Source organism: Paraburkholderia kirstenboschensis (genome assembly GCF_904848585.1).
In the GTDB taxonomy this organism is placed as follows: Bacteria; Pseudomonadota; Gammaproteobacteria; order Burkholderiales; family Burkholderiaceae; genus Paraburkholderia; species Paraburkholderia kirstenboschensis.
The window spans coordinates 1-20,645 of the sequence record NZ_CAJHCR010000032.1 but is presented as its reverse complement, the minus strand read 5'-3'; the positions used below and the strand labels follow the sequence as shown (position 1 = coordinate 20,645).

15 protein-coding genes and 4 pseudogenes are annotated in these 20,645 nt (G+C 60.1%); 7 read left to right on the top strand and 12 right to left on the bottom strand.

Annotated elements, in window-relative coordinates:
* Nucleotides 1-108 precede the first annotated feature (108 nt).
* From JMY24_RS36505 to JMY24_RS36465, 9 genes and pseudogenes are all read right to left on the bottom strand, one after another.
* Nucleotides 109-816 (bottom strand): GntR family transcriptional regulator, encoded by a 708-nt coding sequence (locus JMY24_RS36505; RefSeq protein WP_128598242.1) that lies wholly within the window; start codon nt 814-816, stop codon nt 109-111.
* A 12-nt stretch (nt 817-828) separates the two neighbouring features.
* A complete protein-coding gene (locus JMY24_RS36500; RefSeq protein ID WP_102634260.1) occupies nt 829-1,917 on the bottom strand; it encodes an ABC transporter ATP-binding protein in 1,089 nt (362 codons plus the stop codon).
* Nucleotides 1,918-1,942: 25 nt separating this feature from the next.
* A complete protein-coding gene (locus tag JMY24_RS36495; RefSeq protein ID WP_128598243.1) occupies nt 1,943-2,737 on the bottom strand; it encodes an ABC transporter permease in 795 nt (264 codons plus the stop codon).
* Nucleotide 2,738: 1 nt separating this feature from the next.
* On the bottom strand, nt 2,739-3,623 hold the full coding sequence (locus JMY24_RS36490; RefSeq protein ID WP_128598244.1) for an ABC transporter permease: 885 nt from the start codon (nt 3,621-3,623) through the stop codon (nt 2,739-2,741).
* Nucleotides 3,624-3,703: 80 nt separating this feature from the next.
* Nucleotides 3,704-4,735, bottom strand: coding sequence for an ABC transporter substrate-binding protein (locus JMY24_RS36485; RefSeq protein WP_128598245.1), 1,032 nt, complete (start codon nt 4,733-4,735; stop codon nt 3,704-3,706).
* A 237-nt stretch (nt 4,736-4,972) separates the two neighbouring features.
* A complete protein-coding gene (locus JMY24_RS36480; RefSeq protein WP_128598246.1) occupies nt 4,973-5,929 on the bottom strand; it encodes a flavin reductase family protein in 957 nt (318 codons plus the stop codon).
* The gene (locus tag JMY24_RS36475) at nt 5,922-6,815 is read right to left on the bottom strand and encodes an alpha/beta fold hydrolase (RefSeq protein ID WP_128598247.1); all 894 of its coding nucleotides are present in this window, start codon (nt 6,813-6,815) and stop codon (nt 5,922-5,924) included. Before JMY24_RS36475 ends, JMY24_RS36480 begins: the two co-directional genes overlap by 8 nt.
* Before the next feature lie 306 nt (nt 6,816-7,121).
* On the bottom strand, nt 7,122-7,808 hold the full coding sequence (locus JMY24_RS36470) for a GntR family transcriptional regulator (RefSeq protein ID WP_102634254.1): 687 nt from the start codon (nt 7,806-7,808) through the stop codon (nt 7,122-7,124).
* 508 nt (nt 7,809-8,316) lie between these two features.
* Nucleotides 8,317-8,878: pseudogene (locus JMY24_RS36465) on the bottom strand (transposase); the annotation flags it as partial.
* A gap of 358 nt (nt 8,879-9,236) precedes the next feature.
* On the opposite strand from JMY24_RS36465, the gene JMY24_RS36460 reads away from it, so the two are divergent.
* The 3 genes from JMY24_RS36460 to rarD are packed head-to-tail and all read left to right on the top strand — an operon-like array spanning nt 9,237 to nt 12,088.
* Entirely contained in the window at nt 9,237-10,211 is a 975-nt protein-coding gene (locus JMY24_RS36460; protein ID WP_128598248.1) for a quinone oxidoreductase family protein, read from the top strand.
* Nucleotides 10,208-11,170: a LysR family transcriptional regulator gene (locus JMY24_RS36455; RefSeq protein WP_128598249.1), complete on the top strand. Its 963-nt coding sequence runs from the start codon at nt 10,208-10,210 to the stop codon at nt 11,168-11,170. The genes JMY24_RS36460 and JMY24_RS36455 overlap by 4 nt, the downstream gene beginning before the upstream one ends.
* Nucleotides 11,171-11,194: 24 nt before the next feature.
* Nucleotides 11,195-12,088: an EamA family transporter RarD gene (rarD, locus tag JMY24_RS36450; RefSeq protein WP_128598250.1), complete on the top strand. Its 894-nt coding sequence runs from the start codon at nt 11,195-11,197 to the stop codon at nt 12,086-12,088.
* A gap of 180 nt (nt 12,089-12,268) precedes the next feature.
* Here the strand turns inward: rarD and JMY24_RS36445 are convergent, their stop codons facing one another.
* Entirely contained in the window at nt 12,269-13,156 is an 888-nt protein-coding gene (locus tag JMY24_RS36445) for a LysR substrate-binding domain-containing protein (protein ID WP_102634211.1), read from the bottom strand.
* 164 nt (nt 13,157-13,320) lie between these two features.
* Between JMY24_RS36445 and JMY24_RS36440 the strand changes: the two genes are divergently transcribed.
* From JMY24_RS36440 to ydiJ, 3 genes are read left to right on the top strand one after another with little or no spacing between them, the layout of a single operon-like run.
* On the top strand, nt 13,321-14,211 hold the full coding sequence (locus JMY24_RS36440; protein WP_201703958.1) for an amidohydrolase family protein: 891 nt from the start codon (nt 13,321-13,323) through the stop codon (nt 14,209-14,211).
* A gap of 53 nt (nt 14,212-14,264) precedes the next feature.
* The gene (locus JMY24_RS36435; RefSeq protein ID WP_128598251.1) at nt 14,265-15,530 is read left to right on the top strand and encodes an MFS transporter; all 1,266 of its coding nucleotides are present in this window, start codon (nt 14,265-14,267) and stop codon (nt 15,528-15,530) included.
* A 53-nt stretch (nt 15,531-15,583) separates the two neighbouring features.
* A complete protein-coding gene (gene ydiJ / locus JMY24_RS36430) occupies nt 15,584-18,643 on the top strand; it encodes a D-2-hydroxyglutarate dehydrogenase YdiJ (RefSeq protein ID WP_128598252.1) in 3,060 nt (1,019 codons plus the stop codon).
* Nucleotides 18,644-18,958: 315 nt separating this feature from the next.
* Here ydiJ and JMY24_RS36425 read toward each other — a convergent pair.
* Together JMY24_RS36425 and JMY24_RS36420 are read right to left on the bottom strand one after the other, a co-directional pair.
* Nucleotides 18,959-19,282: pseudogene (locus JMY24_RS36425) on the bottom strand (IS701 family transposase); the annotation flags it as partial.
* A gap of 134 nt (nt 19,283-19,416) precedes the next feature.
* Nucleotides 19,417-20,178 (bottom strand): annotated as a pseudogene (locus JMY24_RS36420) (IS3 family transposase); the annotation flags it as partial.
* A 281-nt stretch (nt 20,179-20,459) separates the two neighbouring features.
* Between JMY24_RS36420 and JMY24_RS36415 the strand changes: the two are divergent.
* A pseudogene (locus JMY24_RS36415) lies at nt 20,460-20,537 on the top strand (transposase); the annotation flags it as partial.
* Nucleotides 20,538-20,645 lie beyond the last annotated feature (108 nt).

Here is a 20,645-nt window from a genome sequence, read left to right as displayed (position 1 = left end):
GTGGGGGCGTGTGGGTGAACGTGCTTTTTTCTTCTGAACGCTTCGTCGTACCGAGCCGTTTTATATTTTCTATCGCCGCTTCTGCGCAAGGAGCAACGGGCCCGAAGATTACCCCGCGCGTTTCAGGAGCAAGAGTCCCTGCCCTTCAACCAACAGCTTCCTGGCGATTTCCGCCACCCCGCTGATGTGCGTGACGGCGGCGCTGTGCGCGGCGACCGCGTCCCCCGCGCGTATCGCGGCCAGGATCTGACGCATTTCCAGAACTGCCTGGCTGCCGCGATCGTCGGACGCGATGGTCAACGCTCGCAGGCGGTTGATTCTTGCCGTCAGCGACTGGACGATTTCCCACGCGACCTGTTTGTGGCCCGCGGTGAACATGCGCTCGTAAAACGCTGTCGTGAAGGACAGCACTGCGCGATAGTCCCGGTCGTCGAAAGCGAGCTGAATGCTGTCGATCAGTGCGTCCAGATCGTCGACGGTGCGTGTGTCGGCAAGCCGCGCACAGGCGGACGCCGCTTCGCCCTCCAGCAGGCCGCGAATTTCGTAAATCTCCGTTGCGGTCTTGAGATCGAGCACGGCAACGATGGGACCCTGATTCGGCAGGGTATCGACGAGCCCCTCCGTCTCCAGATGGCGCAGCACTTCGCGCACGACCGTGCGGCTCACGCCCAGCTCTTCACACAAGGTCCGCTCGACCAGCCGGGCGCCTGGCTGAAAACGCGCGTCCAGGATGGCGCTACGCATTTTCTCGAGCGCAAGCGCTCTGAGGGTGGTCGTTCGGCGCTCAACTTTCAGGGACGAGATCGGTTCGTGCATTGCTGTATCCGATCAAGCCTGCGCGAACAGCCTCGTGTCGCGCGCATCCCAGTCGATCCAGGCCTGCGTGCCGATGACGATCCCACTGTCCCGATGATCTCCCGCAGGCATCCGCACTGACATGTCCTGTGCCCACGGCGTCGTCACCGAGTAGTGCATGGCGTCGCCGAGATAGGTGATGTCTCGCACGGTAACTGGCAAGCCCGCCGTGTTTTTGGCCGCCCCGGCAGCGCGAATGCGGATCTGCTCGGGGCGAACCATCAGCGTGCCGTCGCCGCCCACCGAAAGCGTGGCATCGCCGGTGGCCGCGATTGCATGGCCGCTCGGGAAGACGGCGCTCGATTGCGCCGCGTCGCGCGCGGTGATGCGAACAGGCAGGAAGTTCGAATTGCCAATGAAGTTGGCGACGAAGCGCGAAGCCGGATTTTCATAGAGCTCTTCGCCGGTTCCGCATTGTTCGATGCAGCCCTTGTTGAACACAGCGATACGATCCGAAAGACGCAATGCCTCTTCCTGGTCGTGCGTCACGTAGAGAATCGTCACGCCGGTCTCCTGGTGGATGCGGCGCAATTCGAGCTGGATTTCCTCGCGAAGCTTCTTGTCGAGCGCGGACAACGGTTCGTCCATCAGCAGCACAGGCGGGTCGTACGCCAGCGCGCGCGCAATCGCCACCCGCTGTTGCTGGCCGCCCGAGAGCTGACCCGGCATGCGATCGCGGAACTCCGCGAGATGAAGCAGCGCGAGCATCTGCTCGACCTTCTTCTTGATCTCCGCCTCGGGGCGGCGGCGCACCCGCAAGGGGAAAGCCACGTTTTGCCCGACGGTGAGATGCGGAAACAGCGTGTAGCGCTGAAACACCATGCCAATGTTGCGTTTATTGGGCGCGACCGACAGCAGCGGTTTGCCGTCGAGCAGCACGCGACCCTCAGTCGGCTCCTGAAAACCCGCAACGATATAGAGCGTCGTACTCTTGCCCGAGCCCGACGGCCCGAGGAAGGTCATGAACTCGCCCTTGCGCACATCGAGCGAAACCTGGTCGATGGCAACGACGTCGTCGTAGGTCTTACGCAGGCGCTGGATTTGCAGGAATGCGGAAGTCATGGCTAATCACCTCATTGTTCGGGCGTTATCGGGCGCGGCGCAGCACTGCGCCCGCCAACATCAAAACGATCGTCAGTCCGACGAGCAGCGAGGATGCTGCCGCGACGACGGGAGTCAGGTCCTGCCGCAGCGTCGCCCAGATGCGCACGGGCAGCGTCTGCAAGGTCGGACTCGACATGAAGATCGACACCACCACCTCGTCCCACGACGCAAGGAACGCGAAGATCGCGGCGGCGAACAGGCCGAGTCGGATCGCCGGCAATGTCACGCGCAGCTTCACTTCGAGCGGCGATGCCCCGCAGATCAATGCTGCGTCTTCCAGTGCGGTATCGAAGCTCGACAGCGAGGTGCTGATTGAAATGATCGAAAACGGCAAGGCGATGATCAGATGGCCGATCACGAAGCCGGTCATCGTGCCGGTCAGGCCAATGCGCAGAAAGAACGCATAGAGCGCCACAGCCAGCACCACCACGGGCAGAACCATCGGCGTCAGAAAAAACGCCTTCACCGCGTTGCGGCCGCGAAACTTGCCGCGAACGAGCGCAAGCGATGCAAGAAAGCCGATCAGCACGGACAGCACTGTCACGATCACCGCAAGTTTGGCGCTCGTGAGCAGCGAGTCGAGCCATCCCGGGTCGGTGAAAAGCTGGCGGTACCACTCCAGCGTCCAGCCCGGCGGCGGAAAGATCAGCCACTGCGAATCGCCGAACGACAAGGCGACGATGAACACAATGGGCAACAGAAGGAAAAGTGCAACGGCAGCGCCGATTGCAAGCAGCGCCCAGCGCAACGCACCTAAACGGTCGAAATCGAGCAACATGTCAAAGGCCTCCAACAGTGGCGCGCGCGCCGCCTGTGAACCGCAGTTGAAGCGCGTAGAGCGAGAGCGTCACGGTGAGCAGCACGAAGGCGGCGGCACCGGCGAGACCCCAGTTCAACAACTCCTGCACCAGCTGGGCCACCAGTTCGGCGAGCATCATGTATTGCGCGCCGCCGAGCAATGCTGGGGTCACGAAGTAGCCGAGGGCCATGACAAATACCATCAATGCGCCCGATGCGATGCCCGGCATCGCCAATGGCACAAGAACGCGCCAGAAGGCCTGCCAGCGACTCGCGCCGCAGACCGCCGCGGCGCGCAGTGTCGAGGGGTCGATGCTGCGCAGCGTCGCGTGCAGCGGCATGACGAGAAATGGCAGCATGATGTACGTCATGCCGATCGTCACACCGATCAGGTTGTTCACGAGCGGCAGCGGCTCGTGGATGAGGCCGATCGCCATTAACATGCGGTTGATCGGGCCCGTCGACTGAAGCAGAACCATCCAGGCAAACGTGCGCGCCAGCAGGTTGGTCCACATCGAAAGCAGCATGATCGAAAACAGCAGCGAACTCAGCCTGCGCGGCGCAATGGCGAGCAGCCATGCGGTCGGGAAACCGATCGCCACCGTCACCACGGTCACGACGGTCGCGACCAGGAACGTGTTGCCGAACACGCGCAGGTAGGTGGAAGAGCCGAGAAGCTGCTCGTAGTTGTGCAGCCCCGGTGTGGGCTCCAGCACGCTGCGCAGCAGGAGCGAAAGCACCGGCAGCATGAAGAAGATCACGAGGAGCACGAGCCCCGGTATCAACAGGCGAATGTTGCGCCAGTCGCGACGCCGACGTGTGGGTGTCGCCGGCGGATGGGCCGCGGTACTCAGAACATTGGGCATGGTATCTCCTGCATTCTCCAGTTGCTGCTACGCGCCTTCTGCCTGACCGCCGCTTCGGGGCACGCCTCTTTCGCTAACGCTTATTTCGATTGCCACGCGTACCAGCGCTTCGCGATCGCGTCGCGATTGTCCGCCCAGTACTTCATGTCCAGGTCGATCTGCGAGGTCTTGTACTGGTCCGGCATCGTCTTCGCGACTGCAGCAGGCATCAGCGCCGCCGACTTCACGTTGATCGGCGCGTAGCCCGTATCCTGCGCGAACTTTGCCTGCGCCTGCGGACTCGTCGCGACGGCGAGGAACTTCATCGCCTCGGCCTTGTGCTTCGCGCCCTTCGGGATCACGAGCATGTCCGCGGCAGTCAGGTTCTGGTTCCACGAAACGCCGACCGGCACGCCCGTCTGTTCGAGCGCATGCAGACGGCCGTTCCAGAACATGCCGACGGGCGCCTCTCCCGATGCGAGCAGTTGCTGCGACTGCGCGCCGCCGCTCCACCAGACGATGTCGCTCTTGATCGAGTCGAGCTTTTTGAATGCGCGGTCGAGGTCGAGGGGATAGAGTTTGTCCGGCTGCACGCCGTCGGCAAGCAGCGCAATTTCGAGCACGCCAGGTGCGGACCACTTGTAGAACGTTCGTTTGCCGGGAAATTTCTTCGTGTCGAACAGATCGGCCCACGCCTGCGGCTGCGCGCCCTTGAAGCTCGATTTGTTATAGCCGAGTACGAACGAGTAATAGAAGCTGCCCACCGCATCGGCGCTCGAGAAGCGTGGATCGAGCTCGCCCTTCTTGACCACGGTGTAGTCGATAGGCTCGATCAGCCCTGCCTTTTGCGCGGCATAGGCAAAGTCGCCCTCGACGTCGACGACGTCCCAACTAACATTGCCGCTGTCCACCATCGCCTTGAGCTTGCCGTAGTCGGTCGGACCATCCATCAGCACGGTGATGCCGCTCCCCTGGGTGAAAGGCTGCGCCCAGTCCTTTTGCTGCGACGATTGCGTCGTGCCGCCCCAACTCGTGAACACGATGGGATCTGCGGCAAGCGCCGGCGTCGCCATGAACGCTGCCGCGCACAGCGCGAACAGCGGAGAAATCATCAGACTGCGGGTGCGGGTCATATCGGTATCCTTCAAGTCGGTTTGGTCGCGCTAAATTGACTGCGTGGTCGTCGAATCGGTCGTCTCTGCGGCCAACGGCGAAGAACGCGCTGGCTTCATGTTGCTGTTTTCCATCTTTTCCTTTGTCTCCCCACTGCGATGCCAGATTGATGGATCTTTTGGTGGATTAACCCAAGACAAGCCGGTCGTCGCAAAGCGTATCCGGATGACGGCGGCAGCCGTGCGACACCGGGCATCTCAATGCGTTGTCGCGAGCGTCTGGACTTGTCCCGCCTCTGTGTCGCCGACGTAGATGCCGAAGGCGTCCTCGCTGCGCTCGCGCACATAGCGCTGCAGCATCGAGCGCACGGCGTCGTCGCGCAGTTCGCTCCATGGAATCAGTGGCAGCGGGACGATGTGGATCGCACTGTCCATCATGGCCGCAAGGCTGCTGCTCACGCGCCCCCGGTAATAGACGTGGACACTCGCCGACGGACCGCTACCCGATTCGAACACGGCAAAAATGAAATCGAGATGCGCGGTGAGACCGAGTTTCGCCAGCACGCCGCGCAGGCTCCCCGCATCGCTTTCGGGTTCGAGCTTGACGCCGGTCGGCAACTGCAAACCGTCTTTCGTTTCAAGCAGCACCAGGCCGTCGCGATGTTCGAGAATCGCGCCCACCTGAGCGCGCGCGCCGGTTGCCGCGAGCGCGTCCTGCGAGAGACTGAAGTTCACGTAAGCGCCACGGCAGTAACCCAACGGCGACGAATTCGTATGCACGAAGTCCACCACGCGCCCGATCAGAATGATGTGATCGCCGGCATCCACGATGTCGTGCGTCCTGCAATCGAACGTGGCCGCCGCGCCCTCCATGACCGGCGCGCCCGTTGCGCGGACGCACCATGAGACCTGCGCGAATTTGTCGACCGACTTCGATGCGAAGACGCCCGACACGGCCTTCTGCTCCCCCGCCAGCACACTGACCGCGAAGTGATTCGTGGTGGCAAAGACCGCATGGCTCGCCGCGCTCTTCGCGATGCACACGAGGATCAGCGGCGGATCGAGCGAAACCGAGGCGAACGAGTTGGCCGTGAAGCCGCGCGGGGAACCGTCCGGCTGGATCGTCGTGACAACAGTCACGCCGGTGACGAATGCGCCGAGAGCGCGGCGAAATTCGAGGGTGTCGAAAGTCTGTTCGATGATCGGTTCAGACATGGTCTTCTCCCACGTTCGTTGCATTTGCCCCGTTTCGTTGCGCTGTTTCGGCGAAAAAAGCGAGCAGGCGTGCGGTGACTTCTTCTGGATGGCTAACGTTCATCATATGACGCGCACCCGCAATCACCTCGGCCCGACCGAACGGCGCGGCCTCTGCCATCGCCCTCGACATGTCCGGACTCGAGTTCAGATCTAGCTCGGCGGTCAGGAACAAGGCGGGCACGGCAAGGCTCGTCAGCCGGCCAACGTGGACGTCGTCCGAGCAGGCGAAGAGACCGTAAGTCCGCGCATAGCCGACCGGATCGACCGAGAGCAGCAGGTGGCGCACCGCTTGCGCCGCCTGCGTCAGATGCGCCGGCACCGGGTCACCGAACCAGCGTTTGAGCGTGGCATCGACGCCAGCATTCCCGCCCCTATCTAGCGGTGCATCGCCCAGCGTCGCGGCGCGCGACATTACTGCTTCGCGTTGTGCAGGCGAGCGGTCGTAGACCGCGTTCAGTGCAGCGACGCTCAGCGTACGCGGCGCACGAGTCAGCGCGAACTCGAGTGCGACGAGTGCGCCCATCGAATGACCGGCGACGTGCGCCTGCTCGATGTCGAGGCCGTCGAGCAGGCGTTCGAGCTGGGCGGCGTAATCATCGAGCGTCGGCTCGGCCGGAGGCAGAGCACTGGCGCCGTGACCGAGCATGTCGTAGACCACGACTTCGTAGTTCGCCGCCGTCAGCGGCTCGATCTGCGACGACCATACGCTCTGATTCATCCCCACGCCGTGAATCAGGACAACTGTTGCCGGCGCTTCGCCCGACTTCGGCGCATGCACGCTGTAGCTCGTCCCTGCAATCTCGCCGCGCGCTGCGGCAAGCCTGGGCGTCCGGTCAGGATTCATTCGGCTCATGCTCCACAAGATTATGGTATGCCATACTACAGCAAACCTTTCGCGTCAAAATATTATGGAATACCATAATTTCGAACGGAGAACTGGCTGGCATGGACGTTGCCAGCGACACGCGGTTGACGGTCGGAGGCTCGCGCTGAAAAACCAGGATCGCCTCGCGGCCGGGTCGAGCGAAGACAACGCCGCGAGCGAACGGCGCGTTATGGGGAGTGGAGTGGGAGTGGTCTGGCGCTCGGAAGGAGCGCGCCGCGGAACCGCGGCGCAGACAAGCGGTGGAGAATCGTCAGGCCGTTCGCGTCAAGCTTCGGCCGCCCCTTCGCTTCGTTGAGCAAGCGCCGCAAGCGCAAGCTCCGCCGTGCGCCTGATATGCGCGATCGAGGCGGAAGACGCGGCATCGCCGTCGCGCCGTTCGATGGCATCAAGCATCATGTTCATCTCGCGATTCGACTCCTGGCTGCGTCCCGGCGTGGCTATCGTGAGTGCGCGTAATCGATTAATCCGCGCATTGAGCGTCTTGACCACGGCCAGGGAGACGGTCCGTTGCGCGCCCTCGAACAACGCCTCGTAGAAGTGTTCCGTGTAGGCGAGCACCGCTGGCAAGTCTTTGACCTGGAACGCTGCTTCGATCTGTTTGCGGATCTCCCGCAGTCGCCTCACGAGTTCGGGTGTGGACTGCTCGGCACACGCGCGTGCGGCATTCGCCTCCAGTAGCCCGCGCAGTTCGTATATTTCGCTAACCTGGCCGGCATTCAGTTGCGCGACGACCGGCCCTTGGCGCGCGATAACATCCACCAGCCCCTCGGTCTCGAGGTGCCGCAATACTTCGCGCACAATCGTGCGGCTCACCCCCAACTCGTCGCACAGCGTGCGTTCGACGAGGCGTGCGCCCGGCTGGAAATACCCCTGCACAATTGCGTCGCGCAGCTTGTCCAGCGTTAGCTCACGAAGGGTTTTGGTTTCGCGGACAACTTTAAGATCTGACATAAGTAAAAAGTGGACAGAGAAAGCTCGGGTCACACCATGGCGTGATCAGGAGCATGGAATGCCATATTATCCACCATAAAGGAAGAGTGACCGATTATGAGAATGTTTGGTATCCCGCATAACGCGTCTCTGGCCGGTCTTGCGATGGACCAAGCTGAACTGCTCACGGGTCGCGAGCTTGACATCATCTTCACATCTGAGCCTGGTGAAGACCAAGGCGGTTGGATACGACTCCGCTTGTCAAGAAGGGATCGGATTTGGTTTGAGCTGCCATCTGGATTTCCTGAGGGCGACGTAGCAGTAAATCTCGACGGTGGATTATGATATCCGCGGATTCGTTACCGCATTACAGTCCGCCCAGCGAGCCTGCTGCTATCCAGTGTGCCGCAAGTCGAATCAAATCCGTTGCCTAACCGTTTCGCGGGTTGCTCGCGTACCGGGCTACACCGCATTCAGGAAACTCTTGCTCAGGTGATGAGGTTGATCTACATGTTGCTCAAGCCTCGCGTCACGCCATGCGCATCTCGGGCCGTACGGAAAGCCACATGGCGAGCTGGGTGCTGGCCCAAATGAAACCGGCGAGTTCGCGAGCGACCGCGACCACCGCAATATTCTTCCGGTTGCCGCGCGAGAAGCTTCCGGTAGCGCCGGCACAAGCGCATCTGCGGGTCCCAGGCGCGGTCAACGATGGGCTTGGCGATGCCTTCATGGCGGCGCTGGATTTCGGGACTCACGCGGGCCGGGTGCTGGTAGCTCTAGCCCGCTTCCACCAGCAACTTTCTTGCATAGCTGTTGCCGTTCTTGGTGATGCTGCCCTGACGGCGCTTGTCGCCCGATGAGTGTTCGGACGGCGTCACCCCCAGCCGGGCCATCAGCTGGCGCGGGTGGGCGAAGCGTGACAGATCCCAGGGCTCCACGAGCATGCCCGCTGCCGTGGTGAACTGCATGCCGCGCATCGTCTGCAGGCCCAGCACGGCAGGATAAAAGCGCCAGTTGACGACGGCCTGGCGCAACGCGGCCTCCAACCGGTCGCATTGCGCCAGGCGAGCCTTGATCGTGCGCCTTTCCTGAGCCCGCTCGTCGTCGAGTCAATCGGCAGGCTCTCCGGTGGACTCATGCAGACGATTGGGTGGATGGCCGTCGTATGCGTGGGAGCCGCTGTCGCAATCCTCGTCCTGACGCTTGCGAAACTTGGACCCATGGAGTCCGTTCACGCAGCACAGGCAAACCGGGTCTCGGTCGGTTGACGTTCCCAGCGACCTCACAGCGCTCTCAAGGCAAACATCGCCATCACCGTTTCGACGCGGTTGAATCGATTGCTGCACGGGGTGCATTTTTGAAATGCAAAAACGTGCCATTGCTCTTGTCCGTCGCAGCTATCAGAATGGGGGTCCATAGGGAAAGCGATCGGTCGACAGAGGAGCAGTAATGATTACAGCAATCCGGATTACCGACACAGGCTCGCCAGATGTGATGACAGTCAGTACAGGTGAGAAGACCGACCCGGCAGCAGGTCAAGTCTGGCTGGAGCAGGAAGCGATCGGCGTGAACTATCTCGATGTCACCCAGCGAAACGGTGCCGTCCGAATCCCGCTACCATCCGGACTGGGGCTTGAGGGTGCAGGTCGGGTCATAGCAGTCGGCGCGGGGGTCGACAACGTCAAGGTCGGGGAGCGAGTCGCGTATGCGACCGGCCCCATTGGCGCATACGCAAGCGCACGTCTATTTCCTGCCGACAGACTTGTGCCCCTTCCCGACGACGTTTCCTGCGAAGATGCAGCGGCGGTGCTATTCAAGGGCATTACTGCGCAATATCTTTTGAAGTCAACGTTTCCGGTTACGCAAGGAACCACTGTCCTTCTTTATGGCGTGGCTGGCGGCGTGGGCCAGATTATGGCCTCTTGGGCAAAAGCGCTGGGTGCAACCGTCATTGGCGTCGTGTCGAAGGCGGCAAGTGTTCAGGTCGCAAAGAACGTAGGCTGCGACGACGTGATTGTGTTTAATCCCACTACGCTTGCCAATGAAGTTGCAAAGGCAACCGAAGGCCGGAAGGTCGACGTCGTCTATGACCCGATTGGTCGGATCTCCTTCGACGCTTCACTGAACAGTCTGCGACCGCGCGGTCTTCTTGTGTCATTCGGAGCATCGAGCGGCGCTCCGGATCCGGTGGACGTATCCACGTTGAACGCAAAAGGCTCGCTCTTTCTGACGCGCCCTTCGATTGTGGCCCATACGAGCACCGCAGCTGAATACCAGAAGCGCGCGAGGGATGTACTGTCCGCGCTGGCGGCAGGTACAATTTCGGCACGCATCTGGCGCACTTACGCGCTGGCAGATGCAGCAACGGCACACGCAGACCTCGAAACCGGTACGTCAGCAGGAGCGATCATTCTGAAACCATGATCCCGACTACGCTCGATACAACCCACGCAGACGAGATTGCCGCGCTACTTGCTGTCGCTTCCGAAGGTTCCTTTGTCGCGGCCGGCCGGCAACTGGAGCGTCATCCAACGGTGATTTCAAAGCGGCTCGCCGCAATGGAAAAACGGTTGGGTGTGCGGTTGATCGAGCGGTCTACTCGGCATGTCAGGATGACGGATGCCGGTGTGGCGCTCGTCGAGCGCCTCCGGTCTGCCGTTGGCTCGATCATGGAGGCAGAACAGGAGGCGTCATCAGGTGCCGTTGAAGCTCGAGGCGTCCTGCGTCTCGCCCTTCCCGCTGCAATGGGACGTCTCTGGATCGGTCCAATGCTGCCCGAGTTTCTTGAGAAGCACCCGCAAGTCTCCATCATCGCCGATTACAGCGAGCGATTCGCTGACCTCATCGGCGAGGGTTTTGATGCCGCCATACGTATCGGTGAGCTCAGTGACAACCGGCTGATTGCGAAGAAACTGTGTGCCCACCACCGCATCCTCTGTGCTTCGCCGGAATATGTGGAACGACATGGTTCACCTGACGCTCCCAAGGATCTCCTTCGACACAGCTGTTTGAGGTTCACGCGGCTCGCAACATTCCCGGAGTGGCGTTTGGTTAAAGGAGACCTGCACGAGACAATTGTGCCGAGAGGCTCGCTGACCGCGAACGACAGCGAAACTTTGCTGGCCGCAGCACGCGACGGCGTGGGCATCCTCGGGGCAGGAGAGTGGCTCATGAGCCGTGATCTGAAGAGCGGCAAGCTGGTCCGGATTCTTCCAGAGTGGCAGCTCGATGGCTCTGGAGCGGTCTATCTTGTAAGGCCTTCTGCGCGATTTTCACCCGCCAAAACTCTCGCATTCAAAGACTGGCTGGTGTCCAAATTCGAAAATGGTCCGATATGGGACCATCCATTCCCTGGGTGCGCGTTCCAGCGCCTCATCCAGTAATCACAAACCTTGTACGGTGTTGTTTTGCTCAGGTTCGGTATCGCTTGTTCATTAGCTTCATCAGCTCTCTTCGCTGGGCTTTACTTCTATGCGACGCTCCTCGTCCCTCTTGATGGGAAAGAGATCTTTGCCTGGCGCATGCTTCTCACGCTGCCGTTTCTCACCATGCTGATGGTGGTAGGAAACGAATCACGATACATCACAGCTCTCTTCGCGCGAATCAAAAAAGAACCTTGGCTCCTCGTTGGACTTTGCGCAAGCAGCGCGCTGCTCGGCTCACAACAATGGCTTTTCCTCTGGGCTCCCATCAACCAGCGCGGGATGGACCTGTCGCTCGGGTATTTCATGCTCCCTCTGACCCTGCTGCTAGTGGGACAGATCTTTTACCGTGAGAGGTTGTCGCTGCTGCAGACTATCGCGACGGTGAGTGCTGCGCTCGGCGTGCTGCATCAGCTTTACTTCGTCGGCCACTTTTCGTGGCTCTCCCTTTTTGTGGCTGCGGGCTTCCCACTCTATTTTGCCGTGCGAAAGAAGCTGCGAACCGATAATCTTGGCGGTCTCTGGTTCGACATGCTCCTCACGTTCACTGTGGCGGCTTATTTCATTTTTAAAGATGCCGATATGGGTGCGGCCTTCCAGCGCGCGCCCGGCCTTTACGTCCTTGTGCCGTTATTGGGTATGCTCACCGCGGCCGCGTTCATGACCTACATCCTCGCGAGCCGCAAGCTCCCCTTCAGCCTGTTCGGCCTCCTCGGGTATGTTGAACCGGTACTCATTGTTTTCGTGGCGCTCGCGATCGGCGAGCGGATCAAGCCGGACGAAATGATGACCTATATTCCAATCTGGACCGCTGTCGGGCTACTTGTTGTAGACGGCGCGTTACATGTGCGTAGGCAGTTCTTTGGCTCACCAGCCTAGCCCTACCGTTTCTTGACCTTGAGGTGGGTGGGTTACGCCGCCGGCAGCTTCATACCACCTCGTTACCGAGATCGCATGCGCCGGCAGGGTACCGCTGACGGAACAGCCGGTTTCCTCGCTGGCACAGGCCAGCTGAAAACAATCCTTTACGCGACCTCACGTCGCACCCATACATGATGTCTAGTTGATTGCCAGGAGCCAGTCGCGAAAAGCAGCGATCGACGGTAAATCTGCCTTCTGAGTGGGGTAGGCAAAGTAATAGTTGAGCCCGCTGACATAGGGAGCTTCAAAAGGCACGATTAGATTGCCTGACTGCAACTCCTCCTCAACCAGGCATCGCGGAACCAGACCGACCCCGATACCTGTCGCCACTGCCTGGATCAGATGCGATGTCAATTCGAAGGTTGGTCCTAGATAGGAGCCGCGTAGCTTGACGTTACAAGCATCGAACCACTCCTGCCAAACGTTCGGCCGCGTAGCGACCCTCAGCAGCAACAGCGAACCCAGGTCGCGTGCCAATTTGATGGGATGTCGGGCCAACAAGTCCGGACTAGCGACAACAACAAGTTCCTCTTCGAGCAGGCGATGCGATATAAGGCCAGGCAACTCGCCGTTGCCGACGCCTATCACCGCATCCACGCCTGCCGTTTCGAGATCGAAATATCCGATTCTCGAATGCATGTGAACGATCACGTTCGGATTTGCGGCGTAAAACGAATGCAAGCGCGGCATCAGCCAACGCGCGCCGAAGGTAGGCAGCACCGCCAGATTCAGGATACCGCCCCCCGACCGATACGCGATGGCCTGCAACGTCGCATTCCGTAGACCCGTAATCGCGACACCCACGCCGCGCATATACATTCGTCCAACGTCGGTCAGTTCGATCCGTCGTCCTTTGCGCTGAAATAGCCGGACCTCGAGAAGCTCCTCCAGTGCTTGCACCTGGCGGCTGACCGCACTTTGCGTCAGGGAGAGTTCCTCGGCAGCCCTGGTGTAGCTCTGGTGCCGCGCCGAGGCCTCGAATGCTAGCAGCAGGGACATAGAAGGGGTAAGAGTACGCGGATTCATTCATAGAACTCATGCTTAGGCGGAAAATAATACGCTTTTTGGCGTCGCCACAGCAACATAGACTGGCGATACACAAGTTTAGCGTAGGCTTCAGAGCGCCTGCCGCGCGTGAAAATCACGCGCGGTCGCGGGATGATCCCCAATGTTTCAGATGGAGGAGACAGATGAACGAACCGACCCATGGTGAGTCGGCACCGTCGTGCGCCGCACCGCACGACGAGGTTGAGCTCCCTGCGTTCGACGTACCGTATGGCGCGGTCGATACCCACGCCCACGTAATCTCTGGCGATTCTGCCTATCCGATGGTGGCTGCAGCCGCACGCAGCTATACACCGCCGCCAGCTACTGAAGGCAAATATCTGGCCATGCTCGACGCTCTGCACATGACCTACGGCGTACTGGTCCAAATCAGTGTGTATGGCACGGATAACCGCTGCATGCTCGAAGTGCTGCGGCGCCACGCAGACCGCCTGAGGGGTGTCGCCGTCGTGTCTCCCGACGTCACCGACCGGGAGCTGGAAACGCTGCACGAAGCCGGCGTGCGCGGTCTGCGCATCAATGTACTGTTCGGTGGCGGCATCGGTTTCGCGGCGATGGAGACGCTCGCCCAACGCATCAAGCATCTTGGCTGGCACATGCAGTTCCTGATGGACGTTCGCCACCTGCCCGAACTGATGCCACGCATGGCGAGCCTGCCAGTCGCGGGCGTCATCGATCATCTGGGGCACATGCCCGTAGCCGCCGGCCTCGAGGATGGGGGCTTTGCCGCGCTGCGGCGCCTTGTCACCGATCACGGTTACTGGGTCAAACTGTCGGGCGCCTATCGCATCAGCGACCGCTTTCAAACCTTCGAAGACGTCACTCCTTTCGCCCGGACGCTGATCGACGACGCGCCGGACCGCATGTTGTGGGGAAGCGACTGGCCGCACGTATCCTTGAACCGCACGCCGGACACCGGCAGGCTGCTCAACCTGCTCGCCGAATGGGCGCCAGACGCAGAAATTCGCCGACGCATCCTGGTCACCAATCCCGCTCGCCTCTATGGCTTTTCGTGAGCCTCGAGAGCCGCGCCACCTGATTTCACAAGCACAAGCAAGGAGACAAGGACATGAGTTCCTATCGTCAAACGAACCCGGCCGAACGGCGCGGATTCATCGCCCAAATGAGTCAGACCGAACGTCGCACCTTTATCGCCGCATTCGGCGGCTGGGCGCTCGACGCTTTCGATTTCATGGTGTTTACCTTTGTCATTTCGACGCTGGGTACCATTTTTCACATCGACAAAGGGCAGGCCGGCATGCTGGCCACCGTTACCCTGCTTTTTTCGGCCGTTGGCGGCTGGCTGGCCGGCATACTGGCCGACCGCATCGGACGCGTGCGTGTCCTGCAGGGCACCATTCTCTGGTTCTCGGTGTGCACGATGCTGATCGGCTTCGCCCAAAGCTTCGATCAGATTCTCGTGCTGCGCGCGCTGCAAGGGTTGGGTTTCGGCGGGGAATGGGCAGTCGGCTCAGTACTGATCGGAGAAATGGTCCGCACCGAGTACCGCGGCCGCACTGTCGGCACGGTGCAAAGTGGCTGGGCTATCGGCTGGGCAGTGGCGGCCGGGATCTACACCGTCGCCTTTTCCCTGCTGCCGGACGAGTATGCCTGGCGCGTCCTGTTCTGGATCGGCGTCATCCCCGCAGTGCTGGTGCTGTTCATCCGCAAAAACGTTCCGGAACCCGAACTGTATCAGCGCACGCGCAAGCAGGAAGTGGCCAGCGAAAAACCAATGTCCGCCTGGTCCATCTTCTCGCCAAGACTGCTCAAGACGACGGTACTGAGCGCATTGCTCTGCACCGGTGTGCAGGGTGGCTATTACGCCGTGACGACCTGGCTGCCCACGTTCCTGAAGACTGAGCGCCACCTGTCGGTCATTGGTACAGGCGGTTACCTGTCGGTGATCATCCTGGGATCCTTTATCGGTTATCTGGTAGGTGCAGTTCTGACCGACCGCCTAGGCCGCCGGGCCAACCTGCTGATTTTCGCTGCACTCTCGAGCGTCACCATTTACATCTACACCCGCGTCGCACTCTCGAACGAGCAGATGCTCTTCCTGGGCTTTCCGCTTGGTTTCGCGGCCTCCGGCATCTTCAGCGGCATGGGAGCGTACCTAACCGAACTCTTTCCCTCCGCCGTGCGGGCCACCGGTCAAGGCTTCGCGTACAACTTCGGTCGCGGCATCGGCGCGCTCTTCCCGAGCCTGGTGGGCTATCTCGCAAACACGAGTGGACTGGGCGCGGCCATCGGCATGTTCGCCGGTGGCGCCTATTTCATCGTCCTCCTCGCCGCAATCTTCCTGCCCGAAACCAAAGGCAAAGAAATCTCCTGATGTCGTCCACCCATCCTTCTCGAAGCCGAAAACCCGTAACGGAGCAGCCCCTCATGATTCCGCGTCTCGATCGTCTTCCGCAGATCGACAATCTTTATCTGGAGTTCGCGACGGAACTGCGGATGCACGGTTTCGAGGGAGACATCCGCGGTGGGCACGCCGACCGTACGGCACTGGCTACCGACAACTCTATCTACCAGATCCTGCCTGCGCTGGCGGTCTTTCCCAAGACGCAACAGGATCTGATCAGGATCGCCCGTCTGGCCTCGAATCCGCGATTTCATTCCCTGCGGCTGTTTCCCCGAGGAGGGGGCACGGGCACGAATGGGCAATCCCTCGGTGACGGCGTTGTCGTGGACCTGTCGCGCCACATGAACCGCATAGTCGAGATCAACGTCGAGGAACGCTGGGCGCGGGTCCAAGCCGGTGTCGTCAAGGATCAACTGGAAGCGGTACTCAAACCGCATGGGCTCTTTTTCGCCCCGGAACTCTCCACCTCCAATCGGGCCACCATCGGCGGCATGATCAATACCGACGCCAGCGGCCAAGGCTCGTGCCGATACGGCAAGACTCGCGATCATGTGCTGGAACTGGTCACGGTGCTGTCCGACGGGACGCCCTGGACCTCCGCTCCTATCGACGATGAGGAGTTGGCGGAGATCAAGGCGCGCCCTGATCTAATCGGACGTTTGCACCGTACTGTCGACGAAATTCAGAAACGCGATGCCGAACTCATCCAGCATCACTTCCCAAAACTGAACCGTAGCCTGACAGGCTACGATCTCGCTCATATCCGGGATAGTCGAGGCCAGTTTGACCTCAACAGTATCCTGTGCGGCTCGGAAGGCAGTCTCGGCTTCGTCGCCGAAGCGAAGCTTAACCTGTTGCCCATTCCACTGTTCACGGCGCTGATTGTAGTCAGCTACGCGAGCTTCGATGCAGCCCTGCGCGATGCACCGCGACTCCTGAGACTGAATGCGACCTCGATCGAAACGGTCGATGCCGTCGTCCTACACCTGGCACGTGAAGACAATACCTGGCCTGCGATCCAGCGCTTTTTTCCTGATGCTGCTTCACCGCTTGAAGGCGTGAACCTGATCGAATTTGCCGCAGACGATTCTGATGCCCTGAACGCATCTTTGAGCGCTGCCCTCGCTTTGTTCAGCAGCGCGGGCAGCGCTTCTGGCGTGCTCGGCCATTCGATTGCCAACGGCCATGCAGAGGTTGAGATGGTCTGGGGTATGCGTAAGCGCGCGGTCGGTCTGCTTGGACGCCTGAAAGGCGCACGGCGCCCGATTCCATTCGTCGAAGATACTGCCGTGCCACCCGAGAATCTCGCTGACTATATCGCGGAATTCCGCGCCCTGCTCGACGGAAGAGGTCTGGTCTACGGCATGTTTGGGCATGCCGATGCCGGCGTCCTGCATGTCCGTCCAGCCATCGACATGAAGGATGCAGAGCAAGAAGAGCTCATTCGCTCGATCACCGACGAAGTGGTGGCCCTGACACGCAAATATGGAGGCGTGCTGTGGGGCGAACATGGCAAGGGGCTGCGCTCTGAATACGCGCCGGCCTTCTTCGGGCCGTTGTACAGCCGGCTGCAGGACATCAAGACGGTGTTCGATCCACACAACCAGTTCAATCCCGGCAAGATTGCCGCGCCCGCCGGGCAGGCACTTCTGCGTCTGGACGAGGTTTCGACGCGCGGCCAACGCGACCGCGTCATTCCGATCGAACTGCGCCGATCATTCCCGGATTCACTGCATTGTAACGGCAATGGAGCCTGCTTCAACTTCGATCCCGATGACGCAATGTGCCCGTCATGGAAAGCGCTCCGTGATCGCCGCTTCTCGCCCAAAGGCCGAGCCTCGCTGCTGCGCGAATGGCTATACCTGCTAAGCCAGCAGGGACAAGGCGATGATCTTAACGGGCAAACGGCGGGTGGCTTGCGATGGATCGCATCTCTTCCAGCGAGGTTTCGCCATACCGTCGCCAAACTCGGAGGCGAGTACGACTTTTCGCACGAGGTGAAGGAGGCGATGGACACCTGCCTGGCCTGCAAGTCCTGCGCGGGACAATGCCCGGTTAAGGTCGACGTGCCCGCCTTTCGGTCCAAGTTTCTGGCCTTGTACCACACGCGTTATCTACGCCCAATCAGGGACTTGTTGCTGGCATCGCTGGAACCTGCTCTGCCACAGCTGGCCAAGGCACCCCGGCTCGTCAACGCGCTGCTGGCGAGCCGCGTCGCAAAATCACTGCTTTGCCGCGTCGGCCTGGTCCGCGTGCCGATGCTGAGCGGTCTCGACCTAATCGCCGAAGCGCGCCGCGCCGGCTTCGCGTTAGCGACCCCGGCCAGTATCGCTGCTGTCGAAGCTCAAGCGCGCCGGGCTGTCATTGTCGTGCAGGACGCGTTCACCAGCCACTTCGAAACCGGCCTGGTTCTCGACACCCTTCGCCTGCTCGACAGACTCGGATTCCATCCGCTGCTCGCTCCTTTTCTGCCTGGCGGGAAACCTCTCCACGTGCATGGATTCCTCGGTCAGTTTCACCGCACCGCGGAGAAGAATGCGACGATGCTCAAGCGCCTTGAAAGCACCGGCATTCCCCTGATCGGCATTGACCCAGCGATGACGTTGATCTATCGCTCGGAATACAAGGAAACGCTCGGCGAGGCAAATTCGCCGCATGTCTATCTGCTTCAGGAATGGCTGGCCCAAGCGCTCGCATCAGCCGGGAGCCACATCTCGGACGACGTCGAACCGTATTTCCTGCTTCCTCATTGCACTGAGCGGACGAATGCGGCAGCTGCAATGGACAACTGGGAGCGCGTTTTCACGGCTTGCGGCGCCCAGTTGAACGTCCTGCCCGTCGGCTGCTGTGGCATGTCCGGCACCTACGGGCACGAAGCCCAGAACCGCTCAACCTCCGAAACGATTTACCAGATGAGTTGGGGGCCGACGGTGGCACGGCATTATGCCGGTGGCAGGCTGATGGCGACCGGCTACTCTTGCCGCTGCCAGGCGAGCGCCATTGATGCGGTCGCCCTGCCCCATCCGGTACAAGTTCTGCTCGCACTGGTCGGCGGCAGCGCCGCGGTGAAATCCGGTCGATGACTTGTCCTGGCGTTGTCACGTTACCGACCACCCGGCGAATCATGGGCGGGTGATCGAAATCAGCGGTCACGTTCGCCCAAATACGCGCTTCTCCGTCCACTACCTTGTCATGCGGGCCCTGCGGCCGCCCATCGAGCTAGCAACGATTAAGACGCTGTTGCGAAATTAAATTTTGGGTCTGTTAACTTTTTCGGCTTGGTGTTAATCTTACTGTGTCATAAAGTCACCGCGTCTCACCGGACTTCGGCAGCATGGGCATACGTCGAGACTGCGACAAGCCGCACGGTGAGTTGATAGCGAATGGTAGCGAGCGAATCAGCCGTGTGGCGTTGCGCGCGGCGGACTTCCCCTCGCAATGTAATCTTCGGGAACAGCAGGTGTCTGGCGTGCTGCGAAGTTTTTTTTGGCGCTGACCGGAGTGCCGGTAGCGAGACGTTCAGCGAGCAGAAACCCGTAGGCCGCAATGGCCAGGGCTGCATGGTGATGAAATCCGCGCCACCCTCGACCTTCGTAGTGCCCCAGCCCCAGTTCCTGCTTCAGATCCTGGTAGTCCCGTTCAATGCGCCAGCGCATATGTGCGGACGCCACGAGTTGCGCCAGGCCGGTGTCGGCCGGCAGATTGGAGAGGTAGTATTTCGTAAGCGGTGTTTTCTCCACACTACGGAAGAAGGTAAGCGATCCATTTTCGACGTCTACCAACTGACGCTCTGAGCGAGGAGCATAGGTGTCCACCTATTTTTTGAACCGACCCCGGAATGTTGGACACGTTGACGTTAGTGCTGCTTATATTTCATTCTATATTGGACTGGGCTAAGTCCTCGTAATCTTAGCTTGATTCGATCATGGTTGTAATAGTGGATGTAGTCTTTGATGCCGGCTTGCAGCTCGTCGAGGTTGCGAAACCTGTTCAGGTAGAAGAATTCAAACTTGAGCGTTCCGAAGAAGCTCTCCATCGTGGCATTATCGAGGCAATTGCCTTTGCGCGACATGCTCTGCCTGATTCTCTGCTGTTTTAGCCGACGGCTATAGACAGGCATCTGGTACTGCCAGCCTTGATCGGAATGCAGTATCGGCTTGTCGCGTGGCCCGAGCTTCGCGAAGGCCTTGTTCAGCATTGTGTTGACCATGTCGAATAGCGGACGCCGTGCCATCTCGTAGGCGATGATTTCGCCGTTGTAGAGATCGAGAACGGGAGAAAGATAAAGCTTCTGGCCGCCGACGTTAAACTCGGTCACGTCCGTCACCCACTTCTGGTTGGGGCGCGACGCACCAAATTTTCGCTTCAGTACGTTGGGAGCTATCTTGCCGACGTTCCCTTTGAACGACTTGTACTTCTTTGGTCGAATGCATGACTTCAGGGACAGCTCGCCCATGAGACGCTGTATCCTCTTGTGGTTGATTCTGTCGCCCTGGCACCGCATGGCAGCCGTTATTCGACGGTACCCATAGCGGCCCTTGTGCTGCTCAAAGAGCGCACGGATACGTTCCTTCAGGCTCGCATATTTGTCCCCGGCCTGCAATACCTTCTGCTGGTGTTAGCGGCGGTGTAAAAGCGACATTAGATGGCGGCGCAAAGTTGAGTAGAAGCGTCAACAACAGGGGCGGTTATGGGCCGCTGTTGTTAGATGATGGTCATCAGAATGGATCGTCGATGTTGCGAGGGTGAGGATTGTCGGGAGGCGCGCGTTGTTCGTGCAGCAGGTCATTGAGCGGAATCTGATAGTGCGCGGCGATACGCTCGCGTAGATCGTCGATGAGGAGCCTGTCAGATTTTTAGTGTGTCGAGGTCATGAGACGATAACGGAAATAACGTCCAATGACCGAAACAACAGTGACCAAGAAGAGCAAGAACCCGAAGGCGCCGAAGCTGTTCCCCGATGAGCTGATCGATCGTAAGCGCGCGATTTCCCACACCTAGCTTCCGATGCAGAGAAGGCACACGATTGCGTCCGCAACCCAATTTTGCGGACGCAATCCATGACAGACGATGACCTGAGCTTTT

Coding starts and splice junctions, on each gene's coding strand:
- JMY24_RS36505 (WP_128598242.1), bottom strand. CDS start 816: ATGCACGAACCGATCTCGTCCCTGAAAGTTGAGCGCCGAACGACCACC.
- JMY24_RS36500 (WP_102634260.1), bottom strand. CDS start 1,917: ATGACTTCCGCATTCCTGCAAATCCAGCGCCTGCGTAAGACCTACGAC.
- JMY24_RS36495 (WP_128598243.1), bottom strand. CDS start 2,737: ATGTTGCTCGATTTCGACCGTTTAGGTGCGTTGCGCTGGGCGCTGCTT.
- JMY24_RS36490 (WP_128598244.1), bottom strand. CDS start 3,623: ATGCCCAATGTTCTGAGTACCGCGGCCCATCCGCCGGCGACACCCACA.
- JMY24_RS36485 (WP_128598245.1), bottom strand. CDS start 4,735: ATGACCCGCACCCGCAGTCTGATGATTTCTCCGCTGTTCGCGCTGTGC.
- JMY24_RS36480 (WP_128598246.1), bottom strand. CDS start 5,929: ATGTCTGAACCGATCATCGAACAGACTTTCGACACCCTCGAATTTCGC.
- JMY24_RS36475 (WP_128598247.1), bottom strand. CDS start 6,815: ATGAATCCTGACCGGACGCCCAGGCTTGCCGCAGCGCGCGGCGAGATT.
- JMY24_RS36470 (WP_102634254.1), bottom strand. CDS start 7,808: ATGTCAGATCTTAAAGTTGTCCGCGAAACCAAAACCCTTCGTGAGCTA.
- JMY24_RS36460 (WP_128598248.1), top strand. CDS start 9,237: ATGATTACAGCAATCCGGATTACCGACACAGGCTCGCCAGATGTGATG.
- JMY24_RS36455 (WP_128598249.1), top strand. CDS start 10,208: ATGATCCCGACTACGCTCGATACAACCCACGCAGACGAGATTGCCGCG.
- JMY24_RS36445 (WP_102634211.1), bottom strand. CDS start 13,156: ATGAATCCGCGTACTCTTACCCCTTCTATGTCCCTGCTGCTAGCATTC.
- JMY24_RS36440 (WP_201703958.1), top strand. CDS start 13,321: ATGAACGAACCGACCCATGGTGAGTCGGCACCGTCGTGCGCCGCACCG.
- JMY24_RS36435 (WP_128598251.1), top strand. CDS start 14,265: ATGAGTTCCTATCGTCAAACGAACCCGGCCGAACGGCGCGGATTCATC.
- ydiJ (WP_128598252.1), top strand. CDS start 15,584: ATGATTCCGCGTCTCGATCGTCTTCCGCAGATCGACAATCTTTATCTG.